This window comes from Methanosarcinales archaeon (genome assembly GCA_014859725.1).
Lineage (GTDB): Archaea > Halobacteriota > Methanosarcinia > Methanosarcinales > Methanocomedenaceae > Kmv04.
Map to the genome: position 1 here is coordinate 1 of JACUTQ010000031.1, position 18,870 is coordinate 18,870.

Sequence of the window (18,870 nt, forward strand, 5' to 3'; positions counted from 1 at the left end):
TGGTAATAATATTTATTTAAGATAGAGCCGATTATAGTAATCATGGAAACCTTGTACCTGAATGATTGTTATATCAAGGAATTCGAAGCAACAGTTGAGCGTGTAACAGACAATAAATTTGTCGTGCTGAGTAAAACAGCATTCTATCCAAATTCAGGTGGTCAGCCCCATGATACCGGGATATTAATAAAAGACAATCAGGATTATCCAGTGATCTATGCAGGTAAGTTTGGTGAAGTTATCAGCCACGAGGTATCCAGAACAGGACTTACCAAAGGAGATAAGGTTAAAGGAATTATCGACTGGGATAGACGATATCTTTTTATGAAATATCATACTGCTTGTCATATTCTAAGTGCTGTTATTCATACTGAGACTGGTGCTCAGATATCAGGAAATCAGCTTGGAGAGGACAAAACACGAGTTGATTTTAGTCTTAATGACTTTGATAGGGAGCAGATAAAGTCTTTTGAAGCGAAGGTAAATGAGATTATTAATAAAAAACTTCCTGTTACTATTAATATCATGTCTAAAGATGAGGCTTTTTCAATTCCATCAGTTGTCAAATTAAAGGATGCTTTTCCCCCGGAATCCCAGGAAATTAGAGTGATTTCAATACCCGGTGTTGATCAACAAGCTTGCGGTGGGACCCATGCGGCAAATACAGACGAGATACCAAACATAGAAATATTCAAAGCAGAGAATAAGGGAAAAAGTAATAGAAGGATATATTTCAGGTTCAAATCCGATTAGATGGCTGGTGTTATGATGTCTGGTGAAGAGTTTATTAAAATTTTTGAGAAAAATGCAGCATCTATAAAAGATAATACCAAGCGATCCAAAAAATACCGGGCTGGAGTTGCCATACTTGCTCTAAAGGCTATAGCTTCAAATGACATAACCTATCTGGAAGCTGCAATTCGATTTACTAATAACATAATTGACGAGCATGATCGCTCAAAGGCATATGTGGATATTGTAAGGGGTACATCCAGAGTTGCCAGAATTACTGCTAATCCCGATCTTGTACGGCGTGCATTGGAAATCTCAGCAAAAACTATTGAAGGACACGATCGTAGTCATGCTATGGAAGGGGTTGTGTCTACAATAGCTGAGGTTGGTTTAAAGAATAATGAATCCGATGCCATTGAAAATGCAATAAAGCTGGCAGAAGGTATAGAATATGATACCTATCGCTCGTCATCTTTAAGAAAGATTGCCATGACATTGCATGCTGCTGATAATAACCAGTCAGCCTTAGATTCAGCAATTAAAGCTCTTGATATTATTGATTCTTCTAATTCCATCACTAATCCGATATATCGTACATCTGCCTATATTGACCTATCCAAACTCTTTTTAGACCTTGATCAAATCGATGCAGCCAATAATTGCATTAAGAAAGCTGATGAATCAGCAAATTCTTTAATTAATGAATTTGAAAGATCTTCAATATATCAATCCATTGTTGAAACCCGGTTGATATTAGGTGCCAGGACAAAAAATAGAATTCATTTTCAAAGAGCTGTAACATCATTTGGTCAAATTACAAGGGAATATTATCGGACCTTTACCATGCAAAAACTCAAGAATATTTTAATAAAATTCAATGAAGAAGAACTAATTGATTCATTAACTTAATTACAATTTTCATCTGGAAATAGTTAAATAATACAATAATCACCACTATTATAATTATTATAATATTCCAAAATAAATTTTCATCGACAAGTTATGAAAACGAAAAAAATTTTTAATATTATTAAGCTAAGGTCCAAAAAATCTTTTTGAAATAAGACAATCATTGAATGTTACCCTCATCAGGCGTCATTCCTCAGATAAGGATGCTGGAACAAAGAGGTCTGGTATCAAAATGAGATGGGTTATGCCTTAACTGATACTGGGCGATTACTTTCAAATTACCTGTGTCCTTTTGTCAATCGGATTTATGCGCTTAAAAATTCAGGAACTTGGGGTACAAAGGCTGCTGGGTCAGTTTTCTACCCGGGGTTATAACCGCCAAAAAAATTGACCTCAAAGTTCGTCTCATTCAAATCAATTACTTGATATAAAAAAATTGGTGCTAGTAGAATACTTTCTAAGAAAATATCATTTTCCCCAGAATGGATTTCCTCGTCGTTTGATATCCATGAACATCTCCAGGGTTTCAAGTTCATCCACACTTATAGATTCGATAAGTTCCTGTTCTACTATTTTCGCATGCTTTTCTGGAATATCAATAAACAATAATTCTCCTTCATGAATCTGCCGGCCGACTATTGGACCATCGATTGAAACTGCAACCTGTGCATGTAACTTCACCTCACCCACATTCTCACCATGTTCCTGGATACCTTTTATTACCCCTATCCTGGTTCCGTCTTCCTTCATCACATTAAGCTTGGTTTTGATAATCCCACCTTCCACTTCAACCCCCACCACAGCAGGTTTACTCTGGCGGAATGTATGGTCTGGCAATATCCTGAACCTACCGGGCCTGATTACTGCTTCACTCTTCTGTTTTTCGGTCAAAGCTGTCAATTCCTCAACATGTTCTTCGTAATCTTCCACAAGCCTGTAGATCACATCGCTCATAAAGAGTTTTGCATCACTTTTTTGGAGTTCGTCGAGAGCATCCGGGAGTATATCCACATTGAATCCCAGTATTACTGAATAAAGGGGATCCTCGATAGCGACTGCTTCAACAATATCTCGTTTTGAAATATTGCCCACGTCTGCTTTTCTTATGGGTATTTCCTCTTTTTTAAGTTCATTTACCAGTGCCTCCAAACTGCCGATAGTATCAGCCCTGATGATCACACCAATATTGTCAGTCCTTATTCGGGTTTGATTTATCTCAGATTTTATCGCTTCAGATATCTCATCAACAGTATCTTTGGTCACAACCCTGACAGGGGCGCCTGCAATGGCATCATCCAGTTGCGGAGCTGAGATTTTCAATCCTGAAGCTGCAGTTACATTTTTTATATGTTTGAATTTCTCCTCAGAGGTTATCTCAGACAACGGCCTGGGTTTTAACAGTGCCCTGACCTTTGTAATAATTGGGACATTTAGGGTACCAACAGCTATCATATCCCCTATTTTAATCTCCCCATCATACAGAATTGCATCAAGGGTAGTACCCAATCCCTTTTCTTCCTTCACTTCCAAAACCACACCAACTCCCGGACCTGTAGTGTGGAATTCCAGGGATGTTTCAAGAAATTTCTGTGCCAAACCTAACAGGACCGTAAGGACATCGGGTAAACCCTCCCCACTCTTTGCGCTGATCGGTATTACAGCAATATTTGACTGGAAATTCCGTATCCTGTCATAGCGGTCAGAACTGAGCCCATGATCATATAACTTTCCCACAATCTCGTAAATCTTCTCATCCACTATAGCCCTTATATGTTCAGGCTGTGCCTGATAAGAACTCAGAAATGAGACACCTGGATGTGCATCCCAGCCATGGATTCTATCAATTTTATTTGCGACTACAACAAACGGGGTCTTGTATTGTTTAAGGATATTGATGGCTTCAATAGTCTGGGGTTGGAATCCCTCATTAACGTCAACGATCACTACTGCTAAATCGGCCAGTGCTCCGCCTCGGGATCGCAGGGTAGTAAAAGCATGATGTCCAGGTGTATCAATAAAAAGTAAACCAGGAAGTTTGAATTTACCCTTTGCCTGGGGACCACAAACTTTTATAATAACATCTAATGGGACTTCTGTGGCACCAATATGCTGGGTGATGGCACCGGCTTCTCCTTTTGCAATGGCTGTACCCCGGATTTTATCAAGTAAAGTAGTCTTGCCATGGTCGACATGACCCATGACGCATACGATGGGAGTACGAAGATTCTTGTTCTGTGCCATTGATATTGCCCCTTATACAAAAGAATTTCACCCTGAAGTAATATTGTAATTGTACGATTTATAATTATGGGAGAATTAATCGAAAGACGATTTTTTAAATGATTTTATGAAACCACTACTCATAAAGCCATTGTTCATCGATTCTTGAGTAATAGGATATATCTGATTCGCTAAAATGAATCGCCATTTCTCGTTTTGCAGATTCAGTGGAATCCGAGGCATGGATAATGTTTCGGCCCATCTCAAGACCAAAATCCCCACGAATTGATCCTACAGCAGCTTCCTGTGGGTTCGTAGCCCCGACCATTGCTCTAATAACTGCAACCGCCCCCTTCCCCTCAACTACCATGGAGACGGACGGACCGCTGGTTATAAAGTCGAGAAGGGAATGGAAAAAGGGTTTACCTTCATGTTCAGCATAATGATTGGTAGCGATTTCATCAGTAATTGTATACATCTTCAATGCAATTATTTTGAAACCGCGTTTCTCGATCCGGGAGATTATTTCTCCCACAAGTCCTCTTTGAACACCATCCGGTTTGACCATAACATAAGTATGCTGCATGTGTAAACCCTCAAAAAAAAAAAAATTATTTTGCCTTTAGTTTATGGTATTCATTGGTCCATTTGACTCGTCTGGGAATCCTGCCGAGTGCCATATTATTCTGGCATTTACTTGAGCAAAAATATTGGGTGGTGCCATCTTTTTTTACATACATCTTACCGGTACCAACACTAATATCATTTCCGCAGAATGAACATTTACGCATTTCCATCTTTATCACCGCGTCAGTTTCTTTGCTTCTCTTGAAGTTTCAAGGAGCATTAAAATGTCGCCTACTCTGATCGGTCCCACACAATTTCGAGTTATTATCCTGCCTTTGTCCCTGCCTTCAAGTATCCGGCATTGCACCTGAAGGGCTTCACCATGCATACCTGTATTGCCCACAATCTCGATGATCTCGGCTGGATAACCTTCAAATTCTTCTGCCATAATAATTCCTACTTCAATGCCTGGATCTTATTTGCCACGTCATCTACCAGGTCTTTTGCTTTACCTGTTTCAAGAATCACTGCTGCGCCGCATCCAACTTTAAGACCGCAAGCTGCGCCCAGTTCTTCCTGTTTCTTCACATAGATGTATGGAATGTTCTTCTCTTCACATAATAATGGAAGATGGGCCACGATCTCTGGTGGATTGATATCTTCACTAATATAAACCAGCTTGGCAGTGCTTCTTTCGACTGCTTTTGTAGCTTCGTTAGTTCCTTTACGTACTTTGCCTGTATCTCTTGCCAGTTCTAGCGCTTCCAAAGAACTGTTTTCAAGATCAGTAGGAACTTCAAATTTTACATATATTGCTTGTGCCATATTAACTCTCCTTCCGGACAGTAATGTCCGTCATTATTCATCGGTTTCTATGTTAAATGAATATAATAAATCTGAATCAGATTTTCATAATTGATTCGACCACCCTACTATTCCACAATAGGTAATATACCTATCGCCAAAGAGCGTTTATCTCACATCGATATACTACCCAATTTTCATCTTTTCTTTAATATAAAACCAGCTGCAGCAATTGATAATATTATAATTATTACCAAAATCCAGAGTATGACATTTCCTTCATGATTTTGACTTTCAATTTGCCGAACCTGTTTGTTTGAAGGTGCAGAATTATTTTCAATAATTGCAGGAGCAGGTATTGGAACCTGTTTGACTAGAAGAGTTGGTTTCGATTTTCCAGTTATTGCGAATGGTGAAAAACCTGGTGTTGGACTATTATAATAAAAATTTATTTCGTCCTGATTGACCCTGGTTGTGGGTAATGGGTTCCATGTGTTGTTGTTGTATCTATATAGCTTGATGCTTCCCTCATCAATATTGTTGGATTTTATCCATTCAATAGGAACTTTGAAAGATATTGAGGCATTTGCTATTGTTTGTTCATTAGCCCAATCAAATAGACCTACCCAGATATTTACATTTTTATAAACATTCAGGGGAGCAGGAGTGTTTACCTGGGTGGATGTACTTTTCAAAACTTCAATTGTGGACTTAATCCAACCAACACTTGTTTTTGAAGTAAAATTTACATATAAGATAGAAATATCTTCAAAGGAATAACTTACATGGTCTCCAAGGAATATATTTATACGCTCTGATTTTTCAACAAGTATATTATTACGTTCCTCACCAGAAGATCCTCCACCACCCCCTCCGCCACTGCTCCCGGCAGAGGGTTTTGAATCATCTATTGTGAAATGATAAGTTTTGGTACTGCTATTATTTTTTGTGTCATTTGCCCATATTGTAAGGTTATAAGCCCCTTCATTCCAGCCAGTGGTATCAATTTCAAAAGGCGATAGAAGGGCCATGTTCGTACCATTATAATTATATGTACCATTTGCCAAAAAAACATCCGAGATTGTGAGATCGATTATAGTACCAGACCGGATAAATGAATTGTTGGCAGGTGAGACAAGATTAATTCGCGGTGCCAGAGAATCGATACTTATGTTACCATCAGCTTCTGAACTGATTGTGTTACCAGCTTCGTCACTTAGATAGCATGTAAGAACCTTGTCTTTGATTTCTAATCCGGCCGGTATAGTATAATTGGTTGAAAAGTAACCAGAAGATATTTTATCCAGGGATTGGTTTATACTTGTGTCTTCAATTGTGAAATACGATTCATTCCCACCAATTTCTGTTAAATTGACCCACAATACATCATCGGAATTAAGGATTCCAGTACCGTTATGCATAACAGATATGATTATCAGTGGAGTATTATCGATACTCAAATTGAACGATGAATGATTCACATTTCCTGCCTTATCATATGACCAGACATGTACTGTAGTTAATCCCTCAGGCCAGTTTGATATATCAATATCATAAGGATAGAATAAGGATACGTTGGTTCCATTGTAATTATATATTACATTGTTGATGCCTGATACCACATCTTCAATTGAAAGGTTGATAATTATATTTGACTTATTTAGTGGAGTATTTAATATAATAGTAGGTGGAGTTTTATCTACTGTAAAGACTTCACTTGTTTGATTATTCCAGTAGTTTTTGCTGTGTTGGGCTTGAAATGTGACATTATGTTCCCCATCCTGCAATGTAGTTATATTTATAAGTCCGGTAACATTTTCAATAGTAGAATTGAAACTTCCGTCCTTTGCACTCATGGCTGATACGTTTGCCATATCATCATCAATATAAAATCCAGCATATGAAATGTTATGAATGTAATGTGATATTGTCGCATTTATTGTAGAATTAATATTGGTGGTATTAGGGTAAATTGTGATATTTGATATCAGGGGTAGAGGTGCCATTATAGCTTCCAGGACATCGATCCTGCCAGAACCATAATAATTATCTTTTCCGGAAGTCCCCAGATCCACAGCAGTATATTCCAGCAGCTGTTTTACTTCCAGAGGGGACATATCAGGATATGCCTGAAGTATCAGTGCAGCAGCACCTGATACGTGTGGAGTGGCCATGGATGTGCCGCTCTTATTTATATATCCACCCAACCAGGACGTTGATAAAATTTTCAAACCGGGAGCCACTACATCAGGTTTGATGTATGTCTCGGAAGATAAATTAACCGGCCCAATGCTGCTGAATGATGCATTGTTATCATTGCTATCTGTTGCACCCACAGTGGTTGCATTTATCTCATCTCCAGGACACATAATAGTCGAAGAACCATTTCTTCCATCATTACCTGCTGCTATCACAGGTAAAACCCCGGCAGCTATTGTATTATTAACCATTGCTGTCATTGAAGATTCATGCGGACCGCCAAATGATAAAGAGACTACATCAGCACCGTTGGCAACTGACCATCCCACACCCTCAATAATATCACTGTAATTTCCGTCCCCGTCCGAATCGAGCACTTTTGCAGCAAATAGATTTGCACCCGGTGCAACTCCTGTTTTATAACCTTCAACACCTGTTCCAGATACCGTACCTGCCACATGGGTGCCGTGTCCTTCATCGTCCATGGGATCTTGATCATTATTGACAAAATCATACCCTAACTTATAATTAGCTTGAAGGTCTGGATGTGAATAGTTTATTCCCGTATCAATAATTGAAACATTAATGCCGGTTCCGTTAAATCCCATATCCCAGACATCTGTGGCGTTGATCTTTTCCACTCCCCATACTGGAGTACCGGAAAGAATACCTGCTTCACCCTGGATGGAAGGCTCCTCAACCAGATGCACCACAAAATCAGGTATAATCTCAGCCACATCCTCCCGTCGGGATAGTTCTTCGATAACTTCCGGAGTTGCCTCAAGTACTATGGCATTCACGAGCCACAACGTACGTACTTGTTTTACCTTGCCGTTTTTTTTCTTATCTTCAAGTGAATCTAAAATTCTGCTCTGGCTGTCGTGTACCTGCATCTTCATAGATTGAACTACTTCTTTGTGGTCCTGTTTTTTGTCCAAAAAACTTTGTGTTGATTGAAATTGAGGCGGATTATATTGTTCATTTAGCATAACGATAACCCGGATTTTTTCTTCAGTATGGTTGAATGAAAGGTCTGTCATGTGACCCATCAGGTCAGGATGGATCTTATTTTGACCATTAGCAGCATCTGACACTACTATTGGAACTAGAATTATCACAATAATAGTTAATAATAAGATTTTAATAATGCTCAAATATAACTTGCCTTTGAAAGTCATTTTTAATCATAATTTTCCTAAATGTTTTTTAACTGAAAGATTTCTTAATTAATTAAACTAATTACAGTAAACATTATATTAAGACAGCTCTTTATCTATTTTTCAATATCCTCGTTTATGACATCCTGGAACTGACCTGTGATCACAACTTTCAGGATATCACCTTCAATTGTTAAATTGTATTGGGAAAAACCTCTTGCAAGTCCGGTCCCTGCAAGTTGTTTGATATGTGATGAAGTCTCAGTAGTTGGATTCTGATAAATAGTGGTTCTGGTAAAGTTCCCATCCTGATTTATATTAATGCCCAGATAATATTTGTCTGCAAAATCCACCTGAGAGCTTACTACCTGGAATTCCGAATAATCATCTGAATAGTTCAATAATGTGCCAAAGGTATCGTATGCAGTTATTTGGTTACCTGCACTTTCAATAATTGAAAGAATCGATTCAGCATTATCTCTTGAGGGAGCGTATAGGGTTGGTTCTCCCATAATATTTGTCCCACCATTGCTCCTTATTAAGACCTGGTGCCTCGCACCATAAGAAGTAATCGCAGCATTAAAACTGAAATAAACCCTTTTTGGAGTCATTGTACTTAATAATAAGAAATTGTTGTCAGGTAATTCAGCAAAATACATCTGTCTTGTGAATGTTTTTTGTGCTGGATTTGTGGGTGATTGATAGAGACTATCCACTTCACTCTTACTTATCAGTCCTACAGTAGTTATGTTAGGATTTATATACTCATTCCATAGCTGGGCCGTGGTTGAATTCATATATTCCACATCAATATATTGGGCTGAATAGGTATCAGGTGGGGACATTTGAAGTGCATCAGCAATTGAATTAAAACTATGATCTATTAGTTCCCCTCCCACATTGAAATTATCATTTTGTATATCGCTGTAATCATTGTTCTGCACATCTTGACTGGGGTTTGAACTGTTACCATTAAAGAAGTATGGGAATATTGAAAGTAACATTATTAGTGCCAGGAATGCAGCCACTATCTTGGCGCCTGTTTTTTGTTCCATCTGATATCTGACCTCTAGTGATTGTACATTAATTCACAGACATATATTATATTTGTTTTGTTTGTAATAATGTTTAAATATGATGTATGCATCTATACACCATTGTATAATATTGTACATTGAAGGAGTTATATTAATGCAGGAATTTATTGCTAAATTAACATCGGGAGAAAATCTGACTTCAGATGAGGCCGAATCAGCAATCAACAAGATATTCAGTGATGCTACAGATGCCCAGATAGGTGCTTTTCTTACTGCTCTGAAAATGAAAGGTGAAACCGCGGAAGAGATCGCGGGAATGGCCAGGGGAATGAAAAAAGCTGCAAATACTATTAACCCCAGGGTCACTGGTACCCTGGTTGATACCTGCGGCACTGGTGGTGACTCGTCCCACACCATCAATGTCAGCACAGCTTCAGCAATCATAACAGCCGCTGCAGGAGTACCTGTAGCAAAGCATGGAAACTATTCAATTACATCAAAATCAGGCAGTGCAGATGTATTAAAAGAACTGGGATTAAGCATTGACCTGCCGCCTGAAAAGGTATCTGAATCAATAGAAAAAGCAGGCATCGGATTCATGCTAGCTCCTGTGTTCCATCCTTCTATGAAGCGGGTAGCAGGACCCAGGAAGGAACTGGGTGTGCGTACTGTATTTAATATCCTGGGGCCTTTGACAAATCCTGCCAATGCGAAGTCCCAGGTGATAGGAGTATTTGATGAATCGCTATGCAATACCATGGCCAGAGTGTTGAACATCCTTGGAACCACAAGGGCTTTTGTGGTACACGGCAGCGGTCTTGATGAGATATCCAACCTGGGTCCAACTTTCGTGGCAGAACTGAAAAACGGCAGTGTGGAAACATATTCATTGACACCTGAAGAACTGGGATTCAAGAGGGCATCAATCTCAGATATTCGGGGTGGTACTCCCCAGGAGAACGCTGCGGATATCGTAGAGATATTAAAAGGCAAAAAAGGAGCCAAACGTGACATTGTTGTTATGAACTCTGCTGCAGCAATCCTGGTCGGCGGACAAGCCTCAGACCTGAAAGACGGCGTGGAACTGGCACAGCAGACCATTGATGACAAAGCGGCATTGAGTAAACTTGAGAGTTTTGTGGAAGTGGCAGGCGATCCTGCACAGTTGAAAAAATATATATCTTAAGTGTTTCAGGAGTTTTGTTAGATCAAATGTGTTCAGAGACAGCCTTTAATGCCCCTTACAGTTCATTTGTCAGGGTCAAGATCTGCGGGATGAGGGATAAAGATTCGGTTTCAATGGCAGTAAAGCACGGAGCTGATGCTGTAGGTTTCATAACCGAAGTACCTGTAAACACCCATCGCAAGATCGATAGGGAGACGGCAAGGGAACTGGCAGCCTCTGTACCACCTTTTGTGACCTCAATAATGGTATTCATGCCCGATGACCTGAAAAACGCTCTTGAATTGATCGATTTCGTGAAACCGGATGCAGTACAGGTGCACAGTGCCATGAGCATTGATGAGCTCGTATCATTAAAAGCACAAAGCAGGGTAAAGATCATTAAGACAATCAACATCATTGATGAAACATCAGTCCGGGACACCCTTGATTACATAACTGCATTGAAGAACATTGTTGATGCCGTTCTTCTGGATTCCAGTGTGGGTGGAAAAAGTGGTGGAACAGGTGTCGTCCATGACTGGACCAAGAGCAGGGATATTACGGTACAATCACCATTACCTGTGATATTAGCAGGGGGTTTACATTCCGGGAATGTAGCAGATGCGATCAGCACAGTCAGACCATTTGGTGTTGACACAGTATCCGGAGTGGAGACTGATCGCAAGATCGATGACGAAAAAGTAAAGATGTTTATGAAAAACGCCAGAGGACAGTGAAATGAAAATACAGCTTGACTTGACAAAAGCCGAATTCTGTGACCTGGCAGGAAGCAAAAGACCTGCTATTATCCAGGTCAGTGGAAAGACCAGGGTCGATTGCACCCCATTCCAGTTGTACAATGTTATGAAAGAAGAAAATAACAGTGCATGCAGGTATTCATATTTACTTGAATCTATGGAAAAAGAACAACGCCATGCACGCTTCTCGTTCGTTGGCTATAATCCGGATGCTGTTGTAACAGTAAAGGACAGGATTGTCTCCCTGCAGTATCCATTTTCTTCACCCATGGTCAAACATGTGTCAAACAACCTGGCCGAAGTCTGCGATATCAGGGAGAATGATAAACAGCTGTTAGGAGATATCAAACCTAGGTTTGATACCCTTGATGCTATCAGAGCTGCTTTTCCTGCGAATGGGGTGGATTTATTGAACAGCACAGGCTTTGACAGGCAGACATTTCTTGGCGGTGCCATCGGATTTAATTCTTATGACCTGGTGTATGACTGCTGGTTGGATCGGGAGGCGGCACACAAATCAGAATTTCCTGATGCCCAGTTCGCACTGGTCAGCCAGACCGTGATCTTTGATCATCTCACAGGTTTTATCCATGTGGTACTGACTCCATTTATGTCAGAAGCCGATGATCCAGACAAAATTTATGAAATGGTCCAACTACAAGCCTATGACCTTCTGTCTCTTATAGATAAGGCAGAAGGGGTCAAGCTTGCAGTAAACCAGTATTCCGTTATCCTGAACCCTATATGTACTATGGATAAACAGGACTACGAAGATGCGGTGAAGATAGGACGTAAGCACATCATTGACGGGGATATATTCCAGGTAGTGTTATCCCGCAGGTATGAACAGGAGATTGACCTGACCCCAGCCGAACTCTACGGCATACTGCGCGAGGTGAATCCCAGTCCATATATGTACCTGTTCGAGTTCGACGGTACCGCTATTATCGGTGCAAGTCCTGAGACTTTGATAACGGTCCATAACAGGAAAGTCATCACAAATCCCATTGCAGGAACATGTCCCAGGGGTTCCACAACAGAAGAGGACAAGCAGTTAGCCAGTGAGATGCTCAATGATAAGAAGGAGCGGGCCGAGCACGTGATGCTGGTTGACCTGGGCCGAAACGATGTGAGAATGGTAAGCGGACCAGGCACAGTGAAGGTGGAGGATTATATGAGCGTGCTCAAGTATTCCCATGTACAGCATATCGAGAGTACGGTTACAGGACTGCTGCGGGACGAGTGCGACCAGTTCGATGCGACCCGTGCCATATTCCCGGCAGGTACCCTGAGCGGGGCACCCAAGATACGGGCCATGGAGATCATAGACGATCTGGAGACCGCTGCCAGGGGATTATACGGCGGAGGCGTGGGTTATTATTCCATTAACGGGGACTCCGATTTTGCCATAGTGATAAGGACAGTGATCATGAAAGACAGAAAGGCTTATATTCAGGCCGGGGCAGGTATTGTGGCCGATTCTGACCCCACCTACGAGTATAATGAGACCGAACGCAAAATGGCTGCCATGTTCAAAGCGCTGGAGGGAGCATGAAGGTACTGTTCGTGAATAACAAGGATTCCTTTGTCTGGAATCTGGTGGATTATGTATCCATGTTCGACCCCGATACACTTGTAGTTCCAAACACAATCAGTCTTGAAGAAGTACGTGCCATAAACCCTGATGCCATAGTAATATCTCCCGGACCGGGAAATCCCCACAATCCTGCAGATATTGGTAACTGTATCGAGATCATCAGGACATTCGGACCAAAAACACCATTACTTGGTGTATGCCTGGGTCATCAGGCCATCGCAGTAGCTTTTGGCGGTAAGGTAATCCATTCCATATCTGGACCAATACATGGCAAGACATCAGAGATTACCCATTCGGGAACAGGGATCTATGAGGGATTGCCGCCTGTGATTACTGGAGGAAGGTATCATTCCCTGGCAGTGGATGAGAGTAGCCTTCCTGATGAATTGGAGGTTACTGCAAAAAACCAGGACGGGATCATTATGGGTATCAGGCACAAGAAATATTCTGTGGAAGGAATGCAGTTCCATCCAGAGTCTGTGCTAACACCCGAGGGTTTGAAGATTATTGAGAACTTTTTGAAATTGGCAAAAGGGTATAATAAGAAGTAAGATCATACTTTAATGAAATGTTTGGGTGAGTGTGGAAAATTAGAAATACTCCATGTAAACTATAGTTACATGGGGAAATATGCCAAAACTCATTATCATATACGGAACTGGTTCGCATAATACAGAATTTATAGCCAAAGCGATTGAAGAAGGTGTAAAACGTGAAGGGGTAGATGCCGAATTGAAAAATGTTAATGATGCAAACAAGCATGATCTGTTAGATGCCGATGCAGTAGCCATCGGGTCCCCAAATTATAAAAATGCTATGATGCCTACTGTCAGGAATTTTTTAAATGAGCTTAATGATGTTGATCTGAGTGGTAAGGTAGGTCTTGCCTTCGGATCATATGGTTGGGGTATGGAGGCAATTGACGCGATTCATAATAAATTATCGTTATACGGTTTAGAACTGATACAGGATTTCGGGGTAAAGAGGAGGCCGGGCGAGGAGCAGCTGGAAGAGTGCAGGAGAGTAGGTTCCCAGCTTGCATGCAGAATCAAGAACAAAGCATTAATGTATCCTGACATCCATAATAATATAAAGAAAGAGTGATGGGGACATGCCTTCGAGAATAAAAGTTGCTAATCCAAATAGATGTATCGGTTGCTACAGCTGTATGCTTGCGTGCAGCCGTACCAATGCCGATTCGGTATCGTTGATTGATAGTGCCATTGATATCAGGACCTCAGGCGGGATAGAGAGCGGCCTCCAAATAATCGTTTGCCGCTCATGCATTGACCCACCCTGTGCCAGGGCCTGTCCAACAGGTGCTTTAACGCCTCGAAATGGTGGCGGTGTAGTGCTTAAAAATGAACTATGTGATTCATGCAAAGTTTGTGCCGATGCCTGTCTACCCCGGGCCATTCATTTTGACAGGGAAGATATGCCTGTAATCTGCATTCATTGCGGAACATGTGCAAGATTTTGCAGTCATGATGTACTTGAAATGATAAAGACCGAGGTGCTATAAACATGTGGTCTAATGTATTATATATAGACCTGGAAACAGGTGAACATAAAATTCGAGATCGTTCAGACCTGTTTGACAAATATATCGGCGGTACAGGTGTAGCAACCCAGTTGCTATTGGAAGAATGCCCGCCCCACACAGATCCACTCTCACCCGAAGCACCGATCATATTCAGTATAGGACCGTTGACCCCTATATTTCCCTGTGTATCAAAGGCTGTGGCAATGTTCAAATCACCCCAGACAGGAGAACTGGGTGAATCGTATGCAGGCGGGAGGTTGGCAATGGCAATGCGATTCGCAGGTTACGATAGTATTGTGATTAAAGGCCGGGCTCCAAAACCCTCATATCTGTCAATACATGATGAAGAAGTGAAATGCAAAGATGCTACCAGTATCTGGAATGTATCATCCATTGAGGTAATAGGCAAAATACTGAGGGATGTGGAACCTGGTAAGGGCAGGCGCAGTATAATGCGTATTGGCGAAGCCGGAGTAAAAGGGGTAAGCTATGCCAATGTGAATGTGGATACCTACCGTCATTTCGGCAGACTGGGCCTGGGGGCAGTGTTCGGCAGCAAGAATTTAAAGGCCATTGTAATCTCAGGGACCGAAGAGGTTGAGATACCTGACATGGACGCTTATAAAAACATGTATAAGAAACTCTATGAAGCAGTAGTAGACACCGAGGTCATGAACAAATACCATGACCTGGGGACAGCAGCCAATATCAATGTGTTAAACCAGCTAAAAGGACTGCCCACCAAGAATCTTAAACAATCCAGCTTTGAGAATGCAGAGAGCCTTTCAGGTGAATACTTTGCAGATAATCTGCTGCTTCGCAAGATCGCTTGCAGTAACTGTCCCATCGGCTGCATCCATATTGCCATGCTCAAGACCCCATTTCACAAAGGCCATGAGTTCGAGGTGAACCATATCAGTTATGACTACGAACTCATCTATTCACTGGGCACAAACCTGGGTATTACCCTGGCTGAGGATGTGCTTCGCCTGATTGACAGGTGTGAACGCTATGGTTTGGATGTGATGAGCACGGGAGGTGTGCTGGCGTGGGCTACCGAGGCCTATGAGCGGGACCTGATCACCCCGCCTGATACCCTGGGGATCGCACTGAGGTGGGGAGACACTGATAATTACCTGAAGATCATTGACAGGATAGTTAAAATGCCTAATAAGTTCTATGAGACTCTGGCAAAGGGGACTGCAGCCGCATCTGCAGAATACGGTGGCGAGGATTTTGCTATAAATCTGGGACGGCTTGAGATAGCGGGTTATCACACAGGTCCTGCTTCTATAGTGGGGCAGTTGGTCGGCGTTCGTCATTCCCACCTGGACAATGGGGGATACAGCATAGACCAGAAAGCTGCAAGCCAGCAGTTGACAGAGGAACAGATGGTGGACAAACTCATCTACGAGGACTACGGGCGAAATATTAATAATAGTCTTATTGCCTGTCTTTTTGCCAGGGGTGTGTACAGCGAGGATAACATCGTTGATGCCCTGGCAAGTGTTGGGATCAATAAAACCAAAGACGAATTGGCAACAATTGGCAGGGAGATTTTTTTGGCTAAATACCGGTTCAAGAAACAGGAAGGATTTGACCTTGGCGATGTAAAGGTGCCGGCACGGTTCTTTGAAACAGTATCTCAGATGGGGAATATAAAAAAGGAGACCATCGCAAATATGATTCAGCTTTATCGAGAAAAGACCGGTGTATAAGCAGATATTCGGTAAATAATAAGCGGGTAAATTCAGATGGATTTTGTACAGGAGAATGTAACAACCATTCATGACTTCAGGATTGATGAAAATTTAATCATTTCATCACTGCAGGATATTGCATCCGAGCGTCCTATGACCTTATTGATACCTATGCTCTATGAAGAGATATTCGGTGACAGTCTTGGGAATATAATTGATCATCTTAATGAATCTCCTTATCTTTACAGGGTTATTATTGCCCTGGCTGCAGATGACGAACACAAGTACAAAAAAGTAAAGGATTATTTTTCCAGTCTTATAATTCCGCATCTGATTATCTGGTGTAACGGACCTTCAGTAACACAGGTGATCGAAGAGCTTAGAGAGAATGGACTTGACATCACAGACTTTTGTGGTAAGGGGAAAGATGCCTGGATCGCACTTGGGGTTGCAAGCCTGGACAGCTATGCAATAGCAATGCATGATGCTGATATTGTTTCATATACCAAACTCCTACCTGCGAAACTGTTTTATCCCATTGTAGAACCTGATCTGGACTTCTTCTTCAATAAAGGCTATTATGCCAGGATCGACATGGAGAAACTGATAATGTACGGCCGGGTATACAGGCTGTTATTAAATCCACTACTGCATTCACTCCTTGAAAAGTTACATTACGAATCCAATTTCCTGAAATATTTATGTGCTTTCAAATATCCGCTCTCAGGAGAATTCGGTATAACCTCCAACCTGGCTATGAATATTCGCATCCCGGGCGACTGGGGAGTAGAGATCGGACTGTTATCAGAGGTATACAAGAATACAGCACTAAAGAAGATCTCACAGATCGATCTGGAATTCTATGAACATAAACATAGATTGATCAGTGTTGATGGTGATGACAGTATTTCAAAGATGGTCAAAGATATTACCAAGACAATACTAAGGAATCTGGTGGAAGTGGATGGAGTAGATATAAATGAAGCAATTATGCAGAGTGTGGATGTTCTATATAAACGTACAGCCCAGAACCGCATACGCCAGTACCATGCTGATGCAATGTGCAATGGCCTGAACTATAACAGGCATATAGAAGAATGTATGGTCGAGCAATTCTCGAAAATTGTCCTATCTTCAGGAAGGGAATATATTGAAAATTCCAGCGGATTGCTGCTGCCTGACTGGAAAAGGGCCATTTCAGCCATGTCAGATGTTCGGGAACGGATAAAAGATGCTGCACTGAATGATTTTAATACTTATAAATAATATCGAGGTTTTTGATTAACCTATCTTTTTAGTGGCCTGCATATAAAGGGTTTATATAAGGAATTGAAATATCCTACCACGCCCCAGCCGTGCCACCCCGCAATGAATTGCGGGGCATCCGAGGAGCTTGGAGGTCGTGCGGTGGCGTCAGCGCGGACAGATGTGGGATGCGAAGGCACGTGTTCGCATGATACGGTGCGAACTTCGATCATCGACTCCAGTATTTGCGAAACCGCAAAAGCCCGTGCTAGGTGAAGTGCGTCTTTACCTTTTGTGTTATCAAATGTCCAAACTTCCTATGCAATAGTTCAAGTTGCTCTTTTTCTGATAGCGGAGCTAGTTTCAGTTCTGCCGCTCTTTGCAACTGACGCTTCATCTTCACAGCATCAAATTTCTTATACTTCATTAAGCACCTCCCTTGGACTTCTAATTTCAAGAATCGGATATCCTAACTTAAGATTCACTGAATTTAACAGGTGAATACGGTTTATATTTACAATATGCTTATAATTCCAACTTACCAGAACATCCACTCGTTCCACGGTCGCAATTGCTATATGCCATGCATCTGAAAGGCTGTTTTCTGTTACAACACCGTCATCAAGGTAAGCATTGGCAATTGTAGTAGACTCCTCATCAAGCGAAACGTATTCAATGTGGTCACTTGGAATTCGCTTAAGTACATTCTTAACCTCTTCAGGCGCTCCCTCAAGTTCGAACAGTACCACATCTGAAATAATCGGCATTTTCTTCCCCGAGATGAATTCATCAAACAGTTGCACAGAGTATTCATCGAATTCCTCATCGAAACAGCCTCCTATCACAGAAGTGTCGACATAAATGCGTGGTCTGAACATATTTTACATGCCTCTGGAGATATTTGCTAATTCCATAATCTTTTTATTAGATTATCATCTATTTAGAAACTGAAAAAAGTTCTTTAGCTTTAACTTTAAATTCATCAATGAAAATCGGAAGAGAATCAAAATTTATTATTTCTTCAACGTTATACATATGTTTTATTCCATATCTTGAAAAGTAAAATCCAATCTCATTTATGTTGGCTATATCAATCGTTTCTTCTCCAATTCCTCCGATTTTTCCAAGTACGTAATATCCTATAATTTGATTGAACATTTCTTTACTTATCTCTAATTTTTCAGTTGTTTTTATATCAATCATTTGATTATCAATAACAACATCCGCATCTGCACCT

The 18,870-nt window shown here is 41.1% G+C and carries 20 protein-coding genes; 10 read left to right on the forward strand and 10 right to left on the reverse strand.

Annotated features, from left to right (window positions below; genetic code table 11):
* The first annotated feature begins 42 nt into the window (after positions 1-42).
* Together IBX40_04185 and IBX40_04190 are read left to right on the forward strand one after the other, a co-directional pair.
* Positions 43-753 carry an alanyl-tRNA editing protein gene (locus tag IBX40_04185; protein ID MBE0523518.1) on the forward strand — a complete coding sequence of 237 codons (711 nt, stop codon included), beginning with the start codon at positions 43-45 and terminating at the stop codon, positions 751-753.
* On the forward strand, positions 754-1,641 hold the full coding sequence (locus IBX40_04190) for a hypothetical protein (protein MBE0523519.1): 888 nt from the start codon (positions 754-756) through the stop codon (positions 1,639-1,641).
* Between the two features lie 468 nt (positions 1,642-2,109).
* Here the strand turns inward: IBX40_04190 and infB are convergent, their stop codons facing one another.
* From infB to IBX40_04225, 7 genes are all read right to left on the reverse strand, one after another.
* The gene (gene infB, locus IBX40_04195; protein MBE0523520.1) at positions 2,110-3,882 is read right to left on the reverse strand and encodes a translation initiation factor IF-2; all 1,773 of its coding nucleotides are present in this window, start codon (positions 3,880-3,882) and stop codon (positions 2,110-2,112) included.
* A 115-nt stretch (positions 3,883-3,997) separates the two neighbouring features.
* Positions 3,998-4,447 (reverse strand): nucleoside-diphosphate kinase, encoded by a 450-nt coding sequence (ndk, locus tag IBX40_04200; GenBank protein MBE0523521.1) that lies wholly within the window; start codon positions 4,445-4,447, stop codon positions 3,998-4,000.
* Between the two features lie 25 nt (positions 4,448-4,472).
* On the reverse strand, positions 4,473-4,658 hold the full coding sequence (locus tag IBX40_04205) for a 50S ribosomal protein L24e (protein MBE0523522.1): 186 nt from the start codon (positions 4,656-4,658) through the stop codon (positions 4,473-4,475).
* A gap of 5 nt (positions 4,659-4,663) precedes the next feature.
* Positions 4,664-4,876: a 30S ribosomal protein S28e gene (locus tag IBX40_04210; protein MBE0523523.1), complete on the reverse strand. Its 213-nt coding sequence runs from the start codon at positions 4,874-4,876 to the stop codon at positions 4,664-4,666.
* Positions 4,877-4,884: 8 nt separating this feature from the next.
* Positions 4,885-5,253 (reverse strand): 50S ribosomal protein L7ae, encoded by a 369-nt coding sequence (locus tag IBX40_04215; protein ID MBE0523524.1) that lies wholly within the window; start codon positions 5,251-5,253, stop codon positions 4,885-4,887.
* 176 nt (positions 5,254-5,429) lie between these two features.
* Positions 5,430-8,549 (reverse strand): S8 family serine peptidase, encoded by a 3,120-nt coding sequence (locus IBX40_04220; GenBank protein ID MBE0523525.1) that lies wholly within the window; start codon positions 8,547-8,549, stop codon positions 5,430-5,432.
* Between the two features lie 155 nt (positions 8,550-8,704).
* Positions 8,705-9,643 carry a hypothetical protein gene (locus IBX40_04225; protein MBE0523526.1) on the reverse strand — a complete coding sequence of 313 codons (939 nt, stop codon included), beginning with the start codon at positions 9,641-9,643 and terminating at the stop codon, positions 8,705-8,707.
* Between the two features lie 136 nt (positions 9,644-9,779).
* Here IBX40_04225 and trpD point away from each other — a divergent pair, with 136 nt between their 5' ends.
* The 8 genes from trpD to IBX40_04265 all read left to right on the forward strand — a co-directional run bounded on the left by trpD (position 9,780) and on the right by IBX40_04265 (position 17,654).
* Positions 9,780-10,811 carry an anthranilate phosphoribosyltransferase gene (gene trpD / locus IBX40_04230; GenBank protein MBE0523527.1) on the forward strand — a complete coding sequence of 344 codons (1,032 nt, stop codon included), beginning with the start codon at positions 9,780-9,782 and terminating at the stop codon, positions 10,809-10,811.
* A 26-nt stretch (positions 10,812-10,837) separates the two neighbouring features.
* A complete protein-coding gene (locus tag IBX40_04235) occupies positions 10,838-11,527 on the forward strand; it encodes a phosphoribosylanthranilate isomerase (GenBank protein ID MBE0523528.1) in 690 nt (229 codons plus the stop codon).
* A 1-nt stretch (position 11,528) separates the two neighbouring features.
* Positions 11,529-13,103, forward strand: coding sequence for an anthranilate synthase component I (gene trpE / locus IBX40_04240; protein MBE0523529.1), 1,575 nt, complete (start codon positions 11,529-11,531; stop codon positions 13,101-13,103).
* A complete protein-coding gene (locus IBX40_04245; protein ID MBE0523530.1) occupies positions 13,100-13,696 on the forward strand; it encodes an aminodeoxychorismate/anthranilate synthase component II in 597 nt (198 codons plus the stop codon). Before trpE ends, IBX40_04245 begins: the two co-directional genes overlap by 4 nt.
* A gap of 79 nt (positions 13,697-13,775) precedes the next feature.
* Positions 13,776-14,249, forward strand: coding sequence for an FprA family A-type flavoprotein (locus IBX40_04250; GenBank protein MBE0523531.1), 474 nt, complete (start codon positions 13,776-13,778; stop codon positions 14,247-14,249).
* Positions 14,250-14,256: 7 nt separating this feature from the next.
* Positions 14,257-14,667 carry a (Fe-S)-binding protein gene (locus tag IBX40_04255; GenBank protein ID MBE0523532.1) on the forward strand — a complete coding sequence of 137 codons (411 nt, stop codon included), beginning with the start codon at positions 14,257-14,259 and terminating at the stop codon, positions 14,665-14,667.
* 2 nt (positions 14,668-14,669) lie between these two features.
* Positions 14,670-16,406 carry an aldehyde ferredoxin oxidoreductase family protein gene (locus tag IBX40_04260; protein ID MBE0523533.1) on the forward strand — a complete coding sequence of 579 codons (1,737 nt, stop codon included), beginning with the start codon at positions 14,670-14,672 and terminating at the stop codon, positions 16,404-16,406.
* Positions 16,407-16,442: 36 nt separating this feature from the next.
* Positions 16,443-17,654, forward strand: coding sequence for a glucosyl-3-phosphoglycerate synthase (locus IBX40_04265; protein MBE0523534.1), 1,212 nt, complete (start codon positions 16,443-16,445; stop codon positions 17,652-17,654).
* Between the two features lie 247 nt (positions 17,655-17,901).
* On the opposite strand, the gene IBX40_04270 is transcribed toward IBX40_04265, so the two are convergent.
* The 3 genes from IBX40_04270 to IBX40_04280 form a co-directional block, all read right to left on the reverse strand.
* Complete coding sequence (locus IBX40_04270; protein ID MBE0523535.1) at positions 17,902-18,060, reverse strand: hypothetical protein; 159 nt, start codon at positions 18,058-18,060, stop codon at positions 17,902-17,904.
* Positions 18,050-18,511, reverse strand: a complete 462-nt coding sequence (locus IBX40_04275; GenBank protein MBE0523536.1) for a PIN domain-containing protein — start codon at positions 18,509-18,511, stop codon at positions 18,050-18,052. The genes IBX40_04270 and IBX40_04275 overlap by 11 nt, the downstream gene beginning before the upstream one ends.
* 58 nt (positions 18,512-18,569) lie before the next feature.
* A partial coding sequence (locus IBX40_04280) for a hypothetical protein (GenBank protein MBE0523537.1) occupies positions 18,570-18,870 on the reverse strand: 301 nt, incomplete at its 5' end.

Excerpts from the sequence above, each read along its gene's own strand:
- IBX40_04185 (MBE0523518.1), top strand. The coding sequence starts at position 43 with ATGGAAACCTTGTACCTGAATGATTGTTATATCAAGGAATTCGAAGCA.
- IBX40_04190 (MBE0523519.1), top strand. The coding sequence starts at position 754 with ATGGCTGGTGTTATGATGTCTGGTGAAGAGTTTATTAAAATTTTTGAG.
- infB (MBE0523520.1), bottom strand. The coding sequence starts at position 3,882 with ATGGCACAGAACAAGAATCTTCGTACTCCCATCGTATGCGTCATGGGT.
- ndk (MBE0523521.1), bottom strand. The coding sequence starts at position 4,447 with ATGCAGCATACTTATGTTATGGTCAAACCGGATGGTGTTCAAAGAGGA.
- IBX40_04205 (MBE0523522.1), bottom strand. The coding sequence starts at position 4,658 with ATGGAAATGCGTAAATGTTCATTCTGCGGAAATGATATTAGTGTTGGT.
- IBX40_04210 (MBE0523523.1), bottom strand. The coding sequence starts at position 4,876 with ATGGCAGAAGAATTTGAAGGTTATCCAGCCGAGATCATCGAGATTGTG.
- IBX40_04215 (MBE0523524.1), bottom strand. The coding sequence starts at position 5,253 with ATGGCACAAGCAATATATGTAAAATTTGAAGTTCCTACTGATCTTGAA.
- IBX40_04225 (MBE0523526.1), bottom strand. The coding sequence starts at position 9,643 with ATGGAACAAAAAACAGGCGCCAAGATAGTGGCTGCATTCCTGGCACTA.
- trpD (MBE0523527.1), top strand. The coding sequence starts at position 9,780 with ATGCAGGAATTTATTGCTAAATTAACATCGGGAGAAAATCTGACTTCA.
- IBX40_04235 (MBE0523528.1), top strand. The coding sequence starts at position 10,838 with ATGTGTTCAGAGACAGCCTTTAATGCCCCTTACAGTTCATTTGTCAGG.
- trpE (MBE0523529.1), top strand. The coding sequence starts at position 11,529 with ATGAAAATACAGCTTGACTTGACAAAAGCCGAATTCTGTGACCTGGCA.
- IBX40_04245 (MBE0523530.1), top strand. The coding sequence starts at position 13,100 with ATGAAGGTACTGTTCGTGAATAACAAGGATTCCTTTGTCTGGAATCTG.
- IBX40_04250 (MBE0523531.1), top strand. The coding sequence starts at position 13,776 with ATGCCAAAACTCATTATCATATACGGAACTGGTTCGCATAATACAGAA.
- IBX40_04255 (MBE0523532.1), top strand. The coding sequence starts at position 14,257 with ATGCCTTCGAGAATAAAAGTTGCTAATCCAAATAGATGTATCGGTTGC.
- IBX40_04260 (MBE0523533.1), top strand. The coding sequence starts at position 14,670 with ATGTGGTCTAATGTATTATATATAGACCTGGAAACAGGTGAACATAAA.
- IBX40_04265 (MBE0523534.1), top strand. The coding sequence starts at position 16,443 with ATGGATTTTGTACAGGAGAATGTAACAACCATTCATGACTTCAGGATT.
- IBX40_04270 (MBE0523535.1), bottom strand. The coding sequence starts at position 18,060 with ATGAAGTATAAGAAATTTGATGCTGTGAAGATGAAGCGTCAGTTGCAA.
- IBX40_04275 (MBE0523536.1), bottom strand. The coding sequence starts at position 18,511 with ATGTTCAGACCACGCATTTATGTCGACACTTCTGTGATAGGAGGCTGT.